Annotated in this window: 11 protein-coding genes; 2 read left to right on the top strand and 9 right to left on the bottom strand. The window is 63.8% G+C overall.

The features are described from left to right. A partial coding sequence (locus tag PAN31108_RS07325; protein WP_150668205.1) for an ureidoglycolate lyase occupies positions 1 to 448 on the top strand: 448 nt, incomplete at its 5' end. A gap of 76 nt (positions 449 to 524) precedes the next feature. Here PAN31108_RS07325 and PAN31108_RS07320 read toward each other — a convergent pair. The 7 genes from PAN31108_RS07320 to PAN31108_RS07290 all read right to left on the bottom strand — a co-directional run bounded on the left by PAN31108_RS07320 (position 525) and on the right by PAN31108_RS07290 (position 8,765). Continuing rightward, positions 525 to 932 (bottom strand): RidA family protein, encoded by a 408-nt coding sequence (locus tag PAN31108_RS07320; protein WP_150668239.1) that lies wholly within the window; start codon positions 930 to 932, stop codon positions 525 to 527. A 2-nt stretch (positions 933 to 934) separates the two neighbouring features. Then, positions 935 to 1,405 carry an acyl-CoA thioesterase gene (locus PAN31108_RS07315; protein WP_150668204.1) on the bottom strand — a complete coding sequence of 157 codons (471 nt, stop codon included), beginning with the start codon at positions 1,403 to 1,405 and terminating at the stop codon, positions 935 to 937. 68 nt (positions 1,406 to 1,473) lie between these two features. Next, a complete protein-coding gene (locus PAN31108_RS07310) occupies positions 1,474 to 3,117 on the bottom strand; it encodes an AMP-binding protein (RefSeq protein WP_150668203.1) in 1,644 nt (547 codons plus the stop codon). A 228-nt stretch (positions 3,118 to 3,345) separates the two neighbouring features. Then, entirely contained in the window at positions 3,346 to 4,548 is a 1,203-nt protein-coding gene (locus tag PAN31108_RS07305; RefSeq protein WP_150668238.1) for an acyl-CoA dehydrogenase family protein, read from the bottom strand. A 12-nt stretch (positions 4,549 to 4,560) separates the two neighbouring features. Then, positions 4,561 to 5,424 carry an enoyl-CoA hydratase family protein gene (locus tag PAN31108_RS07300; RefSeq protein WP_150668202.1) on the bottom strand — a complete coding sequence of 288 codons (864 nt, stop codon included), beginning with the start codon at positions 5,422 to 5,424 and terminating at the stop codon, positions 4,561 to 4,563. Between the two features lie 175 nt (positions 5,425 to 5,599). Further along, positions 5,600 to 6,412, bottom strand: coding sequence for an SDR family NAD(P)-dependent oxidoreductase (locus tag PAN31108_RS07295; RefSeq protein WP_150668201.1), 813 nt, complete (start codon positions 6,410 to 6,412; stop codon positions 5,600 to 5,602). A gap of 10 nt (positions 6,413 to 6,422) precedes the next feature. Continuing rightward, positions 6,423 to 8,765: a bifunctional salicylyl-CoA 5-hydroxylase/oxidoreductase gene (locus PAN31108_RS07290; protein WP_150668200.1), complete on the bottom strand. Its 2,343-nt coding sequence runs from the start codon at positions 8,763 to 8,765 to the stop codon at positions 6,423 to 6,425. Positions 8,766 to 9,146: 381 nt separating this feature from the next. On the opposite strand from PAN31108_RS07290, the gene PAN31108_RS07285 reads away from it, so the two are divergent. Beyond that, a complete protein-coding gene (locus PAN31108_RS07285; RefSeq protein WP_150668199.1) occupies positions 9,147 to 9,461 on the top strand; it encodes a DUF5076 domain-containing protein in 315 nt (104 codons plus the stop codon). A gap of 356 nt (positions 9,462 to 9,817) precedes the next feature. On the opposite strand, the gene mdtD is transcribed toward PAN31108_RS07285, so the two are convergent. Together mdtD and PAN31108_RS07275 are read right to left on the bottom strand one after the other, a co-directional pair. Continuing rightward, positions 9,818 to 11,272 carry a multidrug transporter subunit MdtD gene (mdtD, locus tag PAN31108_RS07280; RefSeq protein WP_370819588.1) on the bottom strand — a complete coding sequence of 485 codons (1,455 nt, stop codon included), beginning with the start codon at positions 11,270 to 11,272 and terminating at the stop codon, positions 9,818 to 9,820. 191 nt (positions 11,273 to 11,463) lie between these two features. After that, positions 11,464 to 13,401 carry a propionate--CoA ligase gene (locus PAN31108_RS07275; RefSeq protein WP_150668197.1) on the bottom strand — a complete coding sequence of 646 codons (1,938 nt, stop codon included), beginning with the start codon at positions 13,399 to 13,401 and terminating at the stop codon, positions 11,464 to 11,466. Between the last annotated feature and the right edge of the window lie 16 nt (positions 13,402 to 13,417).

Below are 13,417 nucleotides of genomic sequence, written 5' to 3'. Positions count from 1 at the left end.
ACATTTCGCGATCAACGGCGGCACGACCGAGCGATTTCACGATCTGGCCACGGTGGATCTCGGTCCGCAGGGCGGGCGCACGCTCGTCAACGTCTTCCGTGGGCAGCCGAGGTCGTTACCGTACGAGGTGAAGATGCTGGAGCGTCACCCGTTGGGCAGTCAGGCCTTCCTTCCGCTCAAGACCACGCCGTATCTGGTGGTCGTGGCGCCGGCGGGTGAACTGGACGTGAGCCGGATGCGCGCCTTCGTCTCGGACGGCTGGCAGGGTGTGAATTACGCGAGGGGCGTGTGGCATCACCCGTTGCTGGCGTTGCATGAAGTGAGCGACTTCATCGTCGTGGACCGGGGCGGCGAGGGGCACAACTGCGACGAGCAGGACTTGCCCGGCACGTATTGGCTCACGCAGGCGGCGCTGGACGCCGTGCAGGGCAAGCCGAAGGCGGCGTGAGCCGAGAAAGGCGTCGCCAGGGGAAGGGATTCCGCCCGTGCCCCGGCGAACCAAGACATACGTGGTTGCGACCGGATCAGGCCGCCGGCACAACGGCGGTCACTTCAATTTCCACCTTGGCCTCGTCCTCGACGAGATCGGCGACTTCGACGGCGGTCATGGCCGGAAAGTGACGTCCGATGACGGCACGGTAGTGTTCGCCGATGGCGGGATAATTCGCCACATACTCGCGCTTGTCCTTCACGTACCACGTCATCCGGACGATGTGTTCCGGTCTGGCCTTCCCTTCGGCCAGAATCGCGACGATGTTCTCCAGCGTCTGGCGCACCTGAAGCGCGAAATCATCCGTCTCGAAACGTTGCTGCGCATTCCAGCCGATCTGACCGCCGACGAATACGATGCGGCTGCCCGCCGTCATCTCGAACGCCATGCCATTGGCATAGCCGCGCGGTTTCGCCCATTCGGGCGGTTGGAGAACTTGCAGCATCAGGACACTCCTTCAATCACAGAATCGGGTGCGGCAAAGCGCACGATGGCTTCGCGCTGGGCGGCAGGCACGGCGATCGGCACAGGTCTGCCGCCTTCGCCTTTCGCCACCCAGACCAACACCAGCGTCGCTTGCAAACGCGTCTCGTCGTTCGCGCCGGCGAACCGAATGCGCAACGTCATCGAGGCGCGGCCCAGCCGCGTTACTTCGAGCGAGCGCACCAGCGTCTCGCCCAGAAAACTCGGGGCGCTGAAACGGCACTCGATATTGGCCGTCGGCACCCCCATACCATCGCGCAGATGCATCTCGCCGAACGACAGGCCGAGCCCTTCGGCGCACCAGTCTTCGACCAGATCGTTGATCATCTCGAAATAGCGCGGATAAAACACAATACCTGCCGGATCGCAGTGCTTGAAGCGCACCAGCAACGGCTTCACGAAAGCCCGCTCCGCCACCTCCGCCTCCGTCATCGTTCGTCTCCCCTCACAAAAAGTCAGTGGGCGCCCACTGGAGCGCCCACGCTCCCACGGCGATTGGCTTATTGCGCCATTTGCCGCAGCTTGAAGCGTTGCAGCTTGCCCGTCTCGGTGCGCGGCAGCGTGTCCACGAACTCGATCGCCCGAGGGTATTTGTACGGCGCGATGTTAGCCTTCACATACTCCTGAAGCGCCTTGACCATCGCGTCGTCGCGCGGCTCACCGGCCTTGAGCACCACGTAGGCCTTGACGATCTGACCGCGCGCCTCGTCGTTCGCCCCGACCACACCGCACTCCGCAACCGCCGGATGCTGCAACAACGCCGATTCCACTTCGGGACCCGCGATGTTATAGCCGGCGGAGACGATCATGTCGTCCGAGCGCGCCTGATAGTAGTAATTGCCCGCTTCGTCGCACATGAACGTATCGCCCGGCAGATTCCAGCCGTTCTTCACGTAATTCGTCTGCCGCGAGTCCGCCAGATAGCGGCATCCCGTCGGCCCCTTCACCGCCAGTTTGCCCACAGTCCCCGGCGGCAACTGCTGCATGTTCTCGTCGACGATCATGGCGATGTAGCCCGGCACCGGCTTGCCGATGGCGCCCGGCACCACATCGCCGTTCGCCGCCGAGATGAAGATGTGGATCATCTCCGTGCCGCCGATGCCGTCGATCATCTCGATGCCCGACGCCTGCTTCCACAACTGACGTGTCGCATCCGGCAGCGCCTCGCCGGCGGACACCGTCTTCTTCAGACTCGACAGATCGTACTTGCCGACGAGCGCCGCCATCTGACGATAGAACGTCGGCGCGGTGAAACAGATCGTCGCGCGATAGTCGGCAATGGCCTGCAACAGACTGTCCGGCGTGAGCTTTTCCAGCAGTACCGTCGCCGCGCCGACACGCAGCGGAAACGTCAGCAAGCCCCCCGTGCCGAAAGTGAACGCTAACGGGGGAGTGCCGCAAAAGATGTCGTCCGGCCCCGGCTTGAGTACGTGACGCGGGAACAGATCGCACATCGCCAGCACATCCCGATGAAAGTGCATCGTGCCTTTGGGCTGCCCCGTCGTGCCGCTCGTGAAGGCGATCAGGCAAACGTCGTCCGCCGCCGTGTCGCAGGCCTCGAAACTCGCCGGCTGGCGGGCCATGCGAGCCTCCAGTGAGTCCTCACCAACGTCATGAAAATAGACGACCTTCGACAACACCGGACAGTAGTAGTCGTGTCCGGGCTGACGATTGAATTCGAGTTCTTCCTTGAGACGACCATCGCATAACGCAGCACTGACTTCGGCCTTGTCCACGATCTGCTTGAGTTCCTTCGCGCGCAGCAGCGGCATCGTCGGCACACCGACGAGGCCCGCCTTGATGACCGCGAGCCAGGCAGCGGCCATGAAGAGATTGTTGGGGCCGCGCAGCAGCACACGGTTGCCCGGCACGAGCGCCATATCGTTGCGCAACACATGGGCGATGCGGTCGACCCGCTCGCGCAGACCGAGATACGTCGTGACGGTCGGCTGTCCGTTCTCGAGCGAATAGATCGCGGGCGCGTCACCGCGTCCCTGGGCGATCGCGCGGTCCAGCAGTTCGGCGGCGCAATTGATGCGCGCCGGGTATGCCACGTCCGGATTGTCGAGCAGAAACTCGGGCCACTGATCCGCGGGCGGCAGATTGTCGCGCGCGAAGGTGTCGAGATGTCCAGATCGTTCCATGTGCTTCTCCTTGCCCCCGGTAATCAAGCATGACGCCGACGCTACGCGTCAGACCCAGTCCTAGTGCTGCCAAGTGCTATTGCAAGACGCCATGCCATCCCTGTCTGCGTGGGTTGCCACTGCGCACATCACAAATCCTGCCAAACCATGTACCGCTCACCGCTCACCGCTCATCACTCATCACTCATTACTGCGCACCGCCATGTCCCGCACGTCGAACGCCAAGGATCAACCGTCCTTGAGCAATTCGCGCGCGATGATCAGTTTTTGCACTTCCGTTGCCCCTTCGTAAATCCGCAGCGAGCGGATCTCGCGGTACAGGCGCTCCACCACCGCGCCCGACACCACGCCCGCGCCTCCGAACATCTGCAATGCACGGTCGATGACCTGCTGCGCCGATTCGGTCGAGAACATCTTTGCCATCGCCGCTTCGCGCGTCGTGCGCTGTCCGAGCACATCGCGCTGCCATGCGGCGCGGTACGTGAGCAAGGCGGCCGCATCCACCGATGTCGCCATGTCGCCCAGCGCCGCCTGCGTCAGTTGAAAGTCCGCCAGCGTCTGGCCGAACATCTCGCGCGACTTCGCACGCGCCAACCCTTCGTCCAACGCCCGACGGGCGAAGCCCAGCGCGGCGGCCGCGACCGAGGCGCGGAAGATGTCCAGCGTCATCATGGCGACCTTGAAGCCCTGCCCTGCCTCACCCAGACGTTGCGACGCGGGCACACGGCAGTTCTCGAACTTCAGGCGCGCCAGCGGATGCGGCGCACTCACATCGATACGCTCGGCAATCGTCAGCCCCGGCGTGTCGGCATCCACCACGAACGCACTGATGCCGCGTGCGCCCGGCGCCTCGCCCGTGCGCACGAACACGCAGTAGAAGTCGGCAATGCCGCCATTGGAAATCCACGTCTTCTCGCCGTTCAGGAGGTAAGCGTCGCCGTCCGGCGTGGCCGAGCAGGCCATCGCGGCGACGTCGGAGCCGGCATTCGGCTCCGACAGCGCGAAAGCGGCGATCGCCTCGCCCGAGGCCACACGCGGCAAATAGCGCTGTCTGAGCGCGTCGCTGCCCGCGAGCGTGATCGCACCGCTGCCCAGGCCCTGCATCGCGAACGCGAAGTCCGCAAGACCGTCGTGACGCGCCAGCGTCTCGCGCAGCACGCACAGCGCACGCGAATCCAGCGTGTCGAGCGCACCGCCATGGCTCGCGGGCACGCAATACTTCAGCCATCCGGCGCGCCCCAGTTGGCGTACCAGCGACGCGCACGTCGCATCCGTATCGGCGTGATGATCGACATCGAGCTCACGCGTGCACCAATCGTCGAGCATCGCGCCGAGGTGACGGTGGGTGTCTTCGAAAAACGGCCACGCAAGGAAATCGGCATTGCGCGCGTTGTGAGGGGTATGAGGGGTATGAAGGGTATGGGGAGTCATCGCGCTCATCAGTCAGTCGCCCTTGAACACCGGTTTCTGCTTGGCGACGAACGCGTCGAAAGCCCGGCGGAAATCCTTCGTTTGCATGCAGATGGCCTGCGCTTCGGCTTCGGCCTCGATGGCCTCGTCCACCCCCATGTTCCACTCCTGATGCAGCAACTTCTTCGTCACACCATGCGCGAAGGTCGGGCCGCATGCGATCTGATCGGCCAGCGTCTGCGCCGCCGAGAGCACCGCGCCGCCGTCGTGCAGCGCGTTGAAGAAGCCCCATTGGACACCCTCTTCCGCCGTCATCACGCGCCCGGTGTAGAGCAATTCGGAGGCACGCCCCTGCCCGATCATGCGCGGCAGCAGCGTGCATGCCCCCATGTCGGCGCCGGCCAGCCCCACCCGCACGAACAGGAATGCCGTCTTCGTCTGCGGCGTGCCCAGACGCATGTCCGACGCCAGCGCGACCATCGCGCCCGCGCCGGCGCAAATGCCGTCGATCGCGCTGATGATCGGCTGCGGGCAGGCACGCATCGCCTTGACCAGATCGCCCGTCATGCGCGTGAAGTCCAGCAACTCCGGCATGCTCATCCGGGTGAGCGGGCCGATGATTTCGTGGACGTCGCCGCCGGAGCAGAAATTACCGCCCGCGCCCGTCACGACCACCGTCTTGATGTCCGTCGCGTAGACCAGTCCTCGGAACAGATCGCGCAATTCGGCATACGAGTCGAACGTGAGCGGATTCTTCTTTTCGGGACGATTCAGCGTGATCGTGCCGATGCTCGGACGCCCCTGAGCGTCGTTCGACACCGACCACAGAAAATGCCTGGCTTCGTAGTTCGCGAACGGGCGCTTGTGGTGCGCCATCGTCAGTTTCACGTCACTCATTGGCCGATCTCCTTTACCCTGTTGTCCTGCTGCCCTGTTGCCCTTGACAGCCTATCGGGTCGCCCGACGGCGGTGCGCTCGTATGTCGCGCCTGCATGCCTGTCGAACCCGTTCGATTGGAATGCCGCCGACCGGTCTCGCCCCGCCCGGCGTCCTGACGCTTTCGTCAGCGGTGTCAGCCGACGCTCACTTCCCCGCCCGCCACAGCAATCGATTGCCCCGTCATCGACGCAGCGCCCGGCTGGCAGAGCCACAGCACGGCGTCGGCAACCTCCTGCGGCTGCACGAGACGCCCCTGCGGATTGCGCCTGGCCAGTTCGGCCCGCGCTTCGTCTTCGCTGCGCCCCGTCTTGGCGACGATGTTCGCCACGGCGTCGCGCACGATGTCCGTCTCCGTATACCCGGGGCAGACGGCGTTCACCGTCACGCCCTTCTTCGCCACCTCGAGCGCCAGCGCACGCGTCAGACCGACCACGCCATGCTTGGCCGCGCAATATGCGGTGACGTACGGATAGCCGATCAGACCGGCGGTGCTCGCCACGTTCACGATGCGTCCCCACCCGCTGTCCAGCATGGCGGGCAACGCTGCCGAAATGCAGTGATAGGTGCCGGTCAGGTTGACGTCGATCATCTGCTGCCAAAGCCGCGCGTCCGTCTTGCCGAAGGGTGCGCTCACGGCTTGCCCCGCATTATTGACGAGCACCTGCACCGGACCGAAACGCTGCGCTGCGCGTGCGAACGCGGCTTGCACGGCGGCGGCATCGGCGATGTCGGCCGCCACCCAGGCGAGTTGCCCCTGCGCTGCCAGGGCGCGTGCGCCCTCGGCGAGTCTCGCTTCGCTGCGCCCGAGCAGCGTGACGTGGGCGCCTTGAGCGAGCAGCGCGCGAGCCACGGCTTCGCCAATGCCGCGTGCGCCGCCCGTCACGAGCGCGTGCACGCCGTTGAGCGATGCCGGCGCCGTGGCCGTGGAACTTGGGGTAGACGTCATGAACTTGTCCTTATTTACCGATCTGTTGCGCGTAGGCGGCAGCACGCTCCAGATTGGTCTCGTACTGACGTTTGCCGGCATAGTACTGCGACGGCCACGGCAAGTCCTTGTAACCGATCTTCGCCGCTTCATGCAGCGTCCAGAACGGATCGGCCAGATGCGGACGTGCGAGCGCGCACAGGTCGGCGCGGCCGGACGCGATGATGCTGTTCACGTGATCGGCCTCGAAAATCGCCCCGACCGCGATGGTCGGCACGCCGGCCTCGTTGCGCACGCGATCGGCGAACGGCGTCTGGAACATACGGCCGTAGACCGGTTTTTCTTCCTTGCTCACCTGCCCCGACGAACAGTCGATGAGATCCGCCCCGGCGTCCTTGAAGGCACGGGCGATGGCCACGGCGTCGTCCGGCGTGATGCCGCCCTCGACCCAGTCGTGGGCGGAGATGCGCACCGACATCGGCTTGGCGGCCGGCCAGACATTGCGCACCGCCGCGAAGACTTCCAGCGGATAGCGCAGCCGGTTTTCCAGCGCCCCGCCGTACTCGTCCTGACGACGATTCGTGAGCGGCGAAATAAAGCTCGACAGCAGATAGCCGTGCGCGCAGTGCAGCTCCAGCCAGTCGAAACCGGCTTCGGCGGCGCGGCGGGCGGCCTGAACGAAGTCGTCCTTCACGCGGTCCATGTCGGCGCGCGTCATCTCGCGCGGCGTTTGCGATACGCCGTCGATATATGGCAGCGCAGAGGCCGAGATCAGCGGCCAGTTGTCGTGCGCGAGCGGCTGATCGATGCCGTCCCATGCCAGACGCGTCGACCCCTTGCGCCCGGCGTGACCGATCTGCATCGCGATCTTCGCATCGCTGCCCGAGTGCACGAAGTCGACGATGCGCTTCCAGGCGTCGCGCTGCGTGTCGTTCCACAGGCCGGGGCAGCCAGGCGTGATGCGCGCGTCGGGCGACACGCAGGTCATCTCCGCGACGATCATGCCGGCGCCGCCCAGCGCGCGGCTGCCCAGGTGCACGAGATGGAAATCGCCGGGCACACCGTCGACAGCCGAATACATCGCCATGGGCGACATCACGATACGGTTCTTCAGTGTGAGTTCACGAGCGCGGAACGGCGTGAACATGGGCGGGATGGCGTGCTGACCGGCGGCGCGCTTCACACCGGCATGCTCGGCGAGCCAATCCTCGTAGCCTTCGACGTAAGCGGCGTCGCGTACGCGCAGGTTTTCGTGCGAGATACGTTGCGAGCGCGTGAGCAGCGAATAGGCGAACTGTTCGGGCGCGAAGCGGGCGTAGCGATCGACCGTCTCGAACCATTCCGTCGAATTGCGTGCGGCGTTCTGGATTTTGAGCACCTCGATGCTGCGTGCGGCTTCGTAGTCGGCCAGCACGCGCGGCAGGGCGTCAATGCCCTGCGTGCCGAGGCCATCGGCCAGGGCAATGGCGTCTTCAAGGGCGAGCTTGGTGCCGGAGCCGATCGAGAAGTGAGCGGTGTGGGCGGCGTCGCCCATCAGAACCACGGGAATGAGCTTGCCGTCGATATCCGACCAATGCACCCAGTGCTCGCAGATCACGCGCGGGAACTGAATCCAGATGGCCGAGCCGCGCAGATGCTTGGCGTTGCTCATCAGCGCGTGACCGCCAAGGTACTTGGCGAAGAGGTTTTCGCAGAACTTCACGCCCGCTTCCTGACTCATCTGATCGATACCGTGGGCGCGCCAGACCGACTCGGGCGTCTCGACGATGAATGTCGACGTATCGGCGTCGAACTGGTAGGCATGCGCCTGAAACCAGCCATGCTCCGTCTTCTCGAAAGCGAACGTGAACGCATCGAAACGCTGATGCGTGCCAAGCCAGACGAAGCGGTTCCGACGCGTGTCGATATCGGGACGATAGGTGTCGGCGTAACGGGTGCGAATGCGGCTGTTCAGACCGTCGGAGGCGATCAGCAGGTCGGCCTGATAACGGCGGGCGATTTCCTGATCGTCGATGACGTCCGTCTCGAAGACGAGTTCGACGCCGAGCGCTTCGCAGCGGGATTGCAGGATGTTGAGCAGCCGCTTGCGGCCGATGCCGATGAAACCGTGTCCGCCCGAGGTGATCGTGCGGCCCTCGAAGTGGATATCGATGTCGTCCCAATGATTGAAGGCCGCATTGATTTGCGCAGCGCTCTCCGGGTCGGCTTCCTGAAGGTTGTCCATCGTCGCGTCGGAGAACACGACCCCCCAGCCGAACGTGTCGTAGGGACGGTTGCGCTCGACCACCACCACCCGATGGGAAGGTTCGCGCAGCTTCATCAACAGCCCGAAATACAGACCAGCGGGACCGCCGCCGATACAGACGATATTCATCTCCAGCCTCCGGATTCACAGATCGCGTCGCGCTCACCGACCGTTCGATCTTTGTTAAATCGTAAATAGTTTATGCCTAAAATACTAGCGAAAAAAATAGGTGCGGACAAGATCGGGCATCACCGGTCGCCCAGGGGGAAGGGAAAGCCCTTAGACGGCGGCCCATCCAGGCAGACGGCACGCCTTGCCTCCTGATTTATCAGACAAGGACCAAAGCAATCTACGGTCGTTACCTGATGGGTTCGTGCGATGCGCCGCGTCATGATTCGTCCATGGTTTTGCACGAGGCAGAGCCTGTGTACCGGACGGAGTCGCCGCCGGGCACCGACCCGACAAAACCGACGGCCAACGTAGGCCGATTCAGGATCAGAGAGGAATTCGATGCACGCATGTCCCATCCCCGACGCCGTACTGGCCGACGACGACGCAGTGGAGATGCTGCGCGTCTGGAGCGCAGAGAAGGCGATGTATTGCTCGATGAAAGTCGGGATGTATCAGGAGACGCGCAAGGTTTCGGAGGAAGCGGTCTGGGGCATTATCCTCGCGGACGTCGCCCGGCAGGTCTCGGACGCACTGCAACGGGCCTATCCCGACACCGAAACCGACTCCCTCGCGATGGTGCGAGACCATTTCCTCAACGAGTTGCGCACGCCATCCATCCAAAGCAAGAAAGACACGCCGCAGCGACATCACTGAAGCACGCCTTCGCGCCATCGAATCATTTCAACGCGCGCCGACCGTCGTCGCGCGCGATCAGCAAGATCGTCAGACGCATCACCGTACTCACCATCGGATAGCCGCCACGGCGCCTGCATATTGCCCATCCCGATGATCCGACGACCGCCATCAGTCATCGTTGGTGGTCGTTGGTGGTCGTTGGTGATCATTAGTCATCGGTAATCATCGGTGGTCATCGTTCATCATCGACGACCACCGATGACGACATCGCGATGCCCCGGCGGGTCTCCATTCATCCGGGTTGATCCCCGCGGCCCCCGCCCCTTGATCCACCCTGGTGCCCCTTGATCCAAATCGATGCCCATTGATCCCGGCTAGTGCTCAGGCGGAGGGGACGTCGTGGCAGCAGCTTGCCCCAGCGCATTGCCGTCGTCGTTGGCCATCTGCTCGCGATCCGTCAGTTGAGCGAAGATCCACGACGAGCAGCAGGTGATCAGCCCGACGCATGCGAACGTTGCTCGAAATGCCGGCAGCGCGCCCACGCCTGCGGCCTCGCCGAACGCCCCGGTGAACGTGACCAGCAACGCACCGCCGACCGTCAGACCAAAACTCATCGCCAGCATCTGCACAAGCGAGAACAGGCTGTTGCCTCCGCTCGCATCGTCCGGATTGAGATCCTTGAGCGTGAGCGTATTCATCGCGGTGAACTGAATCGAGTTGATGCCGCCGAGAATGCCGAGTTGCACGATCAGCAACGGCACCGGATAGTTCGGCGTGACGAGCGCAAAACTCGCCATGACACAGCCGGCCAGAATCGTATTCCAGACCAGCACCGGCCGATAACCGAATCGCACGACCAGATATGTGGCGAGGCGCTTCGCAAAAATCCCCGTGATGGTGATCGGCAGCATCAGCAACCCCGCCTCGAACGCGGAATAGCCGAGACTCACCTGCAACAACAATGGCACGAGATACGGCACCGCGGCGATACCGATGCGGGCAAAGAGGTTGCCGAGCAACCCGACACTGAAGGTATGCACCTTGAACATCGCCAGCGAGAACAGCGGCTGCGGCGCGCGATTTGCATAAAGTCCGTAGGCGACGAAGCCCGCGAAACCCAGCACCAGCAACACCAGCATCAGCGCGTGCGCCCCGGCGATATCCGCATGACGATCGAGTGCGAGCGATGTCGCCACCATGCCGACGGACAGCAGCAGATAGCCCTTCACGTCGAACGATGTCCGATGCGGCGCAAGCGCGTTCGCCAGAAAGAAGTGCGCGGCGATGCAGCCGGCGACGCCGACAGGCACGTTGATCAGAAACACCCAATGCCACGACGCCACCTTGACGAGCCAGCCACCCAGCGTCGGCCCGATCAGCGGTCCGATCATGCCGGGCACCGCGACGAACGCCAGTGCCTGCAAGTACTGCTCGCGAGGGAACGTGCGCAACACGGCCAGACGCCCCACCGGCAACAGCATCGCGCCGCCGAATCCCTGCACGATGCGCCAAACGACAAGCGTGTCCAGCGTGCCGGCATAGGCACACATCGCCGAGCCGATCGAGAAAATCGTCAATGCGCTGGAGAACACGACACGCGTACCCAGCCGGTCCGCCAGCCAGCCGGACAGCGGAATCGTTACCGCCATCGTCAACGCATAGGCGATGACGACGGCCTGCATGTGCAACGGGGATTGGCCGAGATCGCGCGCCATTGCGGGCAACGCGGTGTTGACGATGGTCGAGTCGAGCGTCTGCATGAAGAAGCCGACCGAGACCACGAGAAGCATTGCCTTTTGCCGCCAGGCGGCCGGGTTGGATGATGTCATGTCGATGAGGGATGAACGGGCATGAGCACGAACGAATCATACCGGCGTTGCACGACAGACTGTCGCAATGCAACGCCGGTTATCGATATCGAACCCCATTCGCCTGCCCAATGCACTGCGGCGCAGTCCGAAAAATCGGCTGCGCCGCAGCGTCATGTCACGTCATGTCGTGACGCGCCATTGCCCCCGACCTACGTTCTCTTGATTCCCTCGATCCCCTTGATTCCCTTGATCCCCCTAACCGCGTCGCGCACCTGTTCGAGGGCTGCCGGGTCTTCGAGCGTGATCAGATCCCCCGTCTCGCGACCTTCGCAAATTGCCTGAATCGCACGACGGAGCAATTTTCCGGAGCGCGTCTTGGGCAGCATCGAGACGAAGAACACGCGCGCAGGACGCGCCACCGCCCCGAGTTGCTTGTCCACCGTCTTCATGACATCGCCTTCGAGCGCCAGGCGCGCCTCGTCGGTCTCCGCCTGCTCCGGTCGGCGCAGCACGGCAAACGCCATCGCCACCTGTCCCTTCAGCGCGTCCTGCGCGCCGATCACCGCGACTTCGGCCACCGCCGGATGGCTTGCGATACTCTCCTCGATCTCTCGCGAGCCGAGTCGGTGTCCGGCCACGTTGATGACATCGTCGGTGCGACCGAGAATGAAGTAATAGCCGTCCTCATCGCGCACGCCCCAGTCGAAGCTCGAATACAGCATGCGTCCCGGCACCGTCTGCCAGTACGTTTTGACGAAGCGCTCGTCGTCGCCCCACAGCGTGCTCAGACACCCCGGCGGCATCGGGCCTTCGATGGCCAGCACGCCCTTCTCGTTCGGCCCGCAGTCCTCGCCGGTCGCCTCGTTCACGAGCTTCACGTCGTAGCCATACACCGGCTTACCCGGTGATCCGAGCTTGCTCGGCAGGACTTCCACACCGCGCGTCATGCCCAGAATCGGCCAGCCCGTCTCCGTCTGCCAGTAGTTGTCGACGACCGGCTTGCCCACGCCCTCGGTCAGCCATCGCGCCGTCGGTTCGTCCAGCGGTTCGCCGGCAAGGAAGATGAGCCGCAGCGACGACAGATCGTATTGCGTCAGATAGGCGGGGTCCTGCTTCTTGAGCACGCGAATCGCCGTGGGCGCGGTAAACAATTGCGTCACCTTGTACTTCTCGACGATGCGCCACCAGATCCCGCCATCGGGCCGAATCGGCGTGCCTTCGTACATCACCGTCGCGATGCCGGCGAGCAACGGCGCGTAGACGATGTAGCTGTGCCCAACCACCCAGCCGATGTCGGACGCGCAGAACATCGTATCGCCCGGCTTCGCACAGAAGATGTGCTGCATCGACGACGCGAGCGCGACGGCGTAGCCGCCCGTATCGCGCTGCACGCCCTTCGGTTTGCCCGTGGTTCCCGACGTATAAAGCACGTAAGACGGATCGCTCGATGCCATCCACTCGCAGGGAACGAACGCGTCGAGATGCTGCTCGCGCAGCGGTGCATAGTCGACGTCCCGACCGGCTACGCGCGCCATGGGCGCGAGCCCGCGATCGATCAGCAACACGCTCGACGGCTTGTGCTGCGCGAGCGTAATGCCCTCGTCGAGTAAAGGTTTGTACGGCACGACCTTGCCGTTGCGCGAACCGGCGTCGGCGGACACGATGACCTTCGGCCGCGCGTCGTCGATGCGCGCGGCGAGATTCACCGACGCGAAGCCGCCGAACACCACCGAGTGAATCGCCCCGAGTCGCGTGCACGCGAGCATCGCGAACAGCGCCTCCGGCACCATCGGCATATAGATCAGTACCCGCTCGCCGCGCCCCACGCCCAGCGATTGGAGAGACGCCGCCATGCGGTTGACTTCGGCAGCGAGCGCGTCGTAGGTATAGACACGCTCCTGCCCGGTTTCCGTCGAGACCCACACCAGCGCGTTTTGCGTACCTCGAGACGGCAGATGACGGTCGACGGCGTTATGGCAGATGTTGGTCCGTCCACCGACGAACCAGCGCGCAAACGGCGGATTGTCGTATTCGAGCACCTGATCGAAGGGCGTCTCCCAGTCGATCAGCCTGGCCTGTTCCTCCCAGAAGGCCGCACGCGTATCCGGAGCAATCGAACGAGCGTGAAACGACGCATACGAAGTCATGTTGTCTCCTTCCATT

The organism is Pandoraea anhela, from assembly GCF_902459655.1.
GTDB classification, from domain to species: domain Bacteria; phylum Pseudomonadota; class Gammaproteobacteria; order Burkholderiales; family Burkholderiaceae; genus Pandoraea; species Pandoraea anhela.
The sequence above is the reverse complement of the archived record's forward strand: the minus strand, read 5'-3'. Positions and strand labels throughout refer to the sequence as shown.

Excerpts from the sequence above, each read along its gene's own strand:
- PAN31108_RS07315 (WP_150668204.1), bottom strand. The coding sequence starts at position 1,405 with ATGACGGAGGCGGAGGTGGCGGAGCGGGCTTTCGTGAAGCCGTTGCTG.
- PAN31108_RS07310 (WP_150668203.1), bottom strand. The coding sequence starts at position 3,117 with ATGGAACGATCTGGACATCTCGACACCTTCGCGCGCGACAATCTGCCG.
- PAN31108_RS07305 (WP_150668238.1), bottom strand. The coding sequence starts at position 4,548 with ATGACTCCCCATACCCTTCATACCCCTCATACCCCTCACAACGCGCGC.
- PAN31108_RS07300 (WP_150668202.1), bottom strand. The coding sequence starts at position 5,424 with ATGAGTGACGTGAAACTGACGATGGCGCACCACAAGCGCCCGTTCGCG.
- PAN31108_RS07295 (WP_150668201.1), bottom strand. The coding sequence starts at position 6,412 with ATGACGTCTACCCCAAGTTCCACGGCCACGGCGCCGGCATCGCTCAAC.
- PAN31108_RS07290 (WP_150668200.1), bottom strand. The coding sequence starts at position 8,765 with ATGAATATCGTCTGTATCGGCGGCGGTCCCGCTGGTCTGTATTTCGGG.
- PAN31108_RS07285 (WP_150668199.1), top strand. The coding sequence starts at position 9,147 with ATGCACGCATGTCCCATCCCCGACGCCGTACTGGCCGACGACGACGCA.
- mdtD (WP_370819588.1), bottom strand. The coding sequence starts at position 11,272 with ATGACATCATCCAACCCGGCCGCCTGGCGGCAAAAGGCAATGCTTCTC.
- PAN31108_RS07275 (WP_150668197.1), bottom strand. The coding sequence starts at position 13,401 with ATGACTTCGTATGCGTCGTTTCACGCTCGTTCGATTGCTCCGGATACG.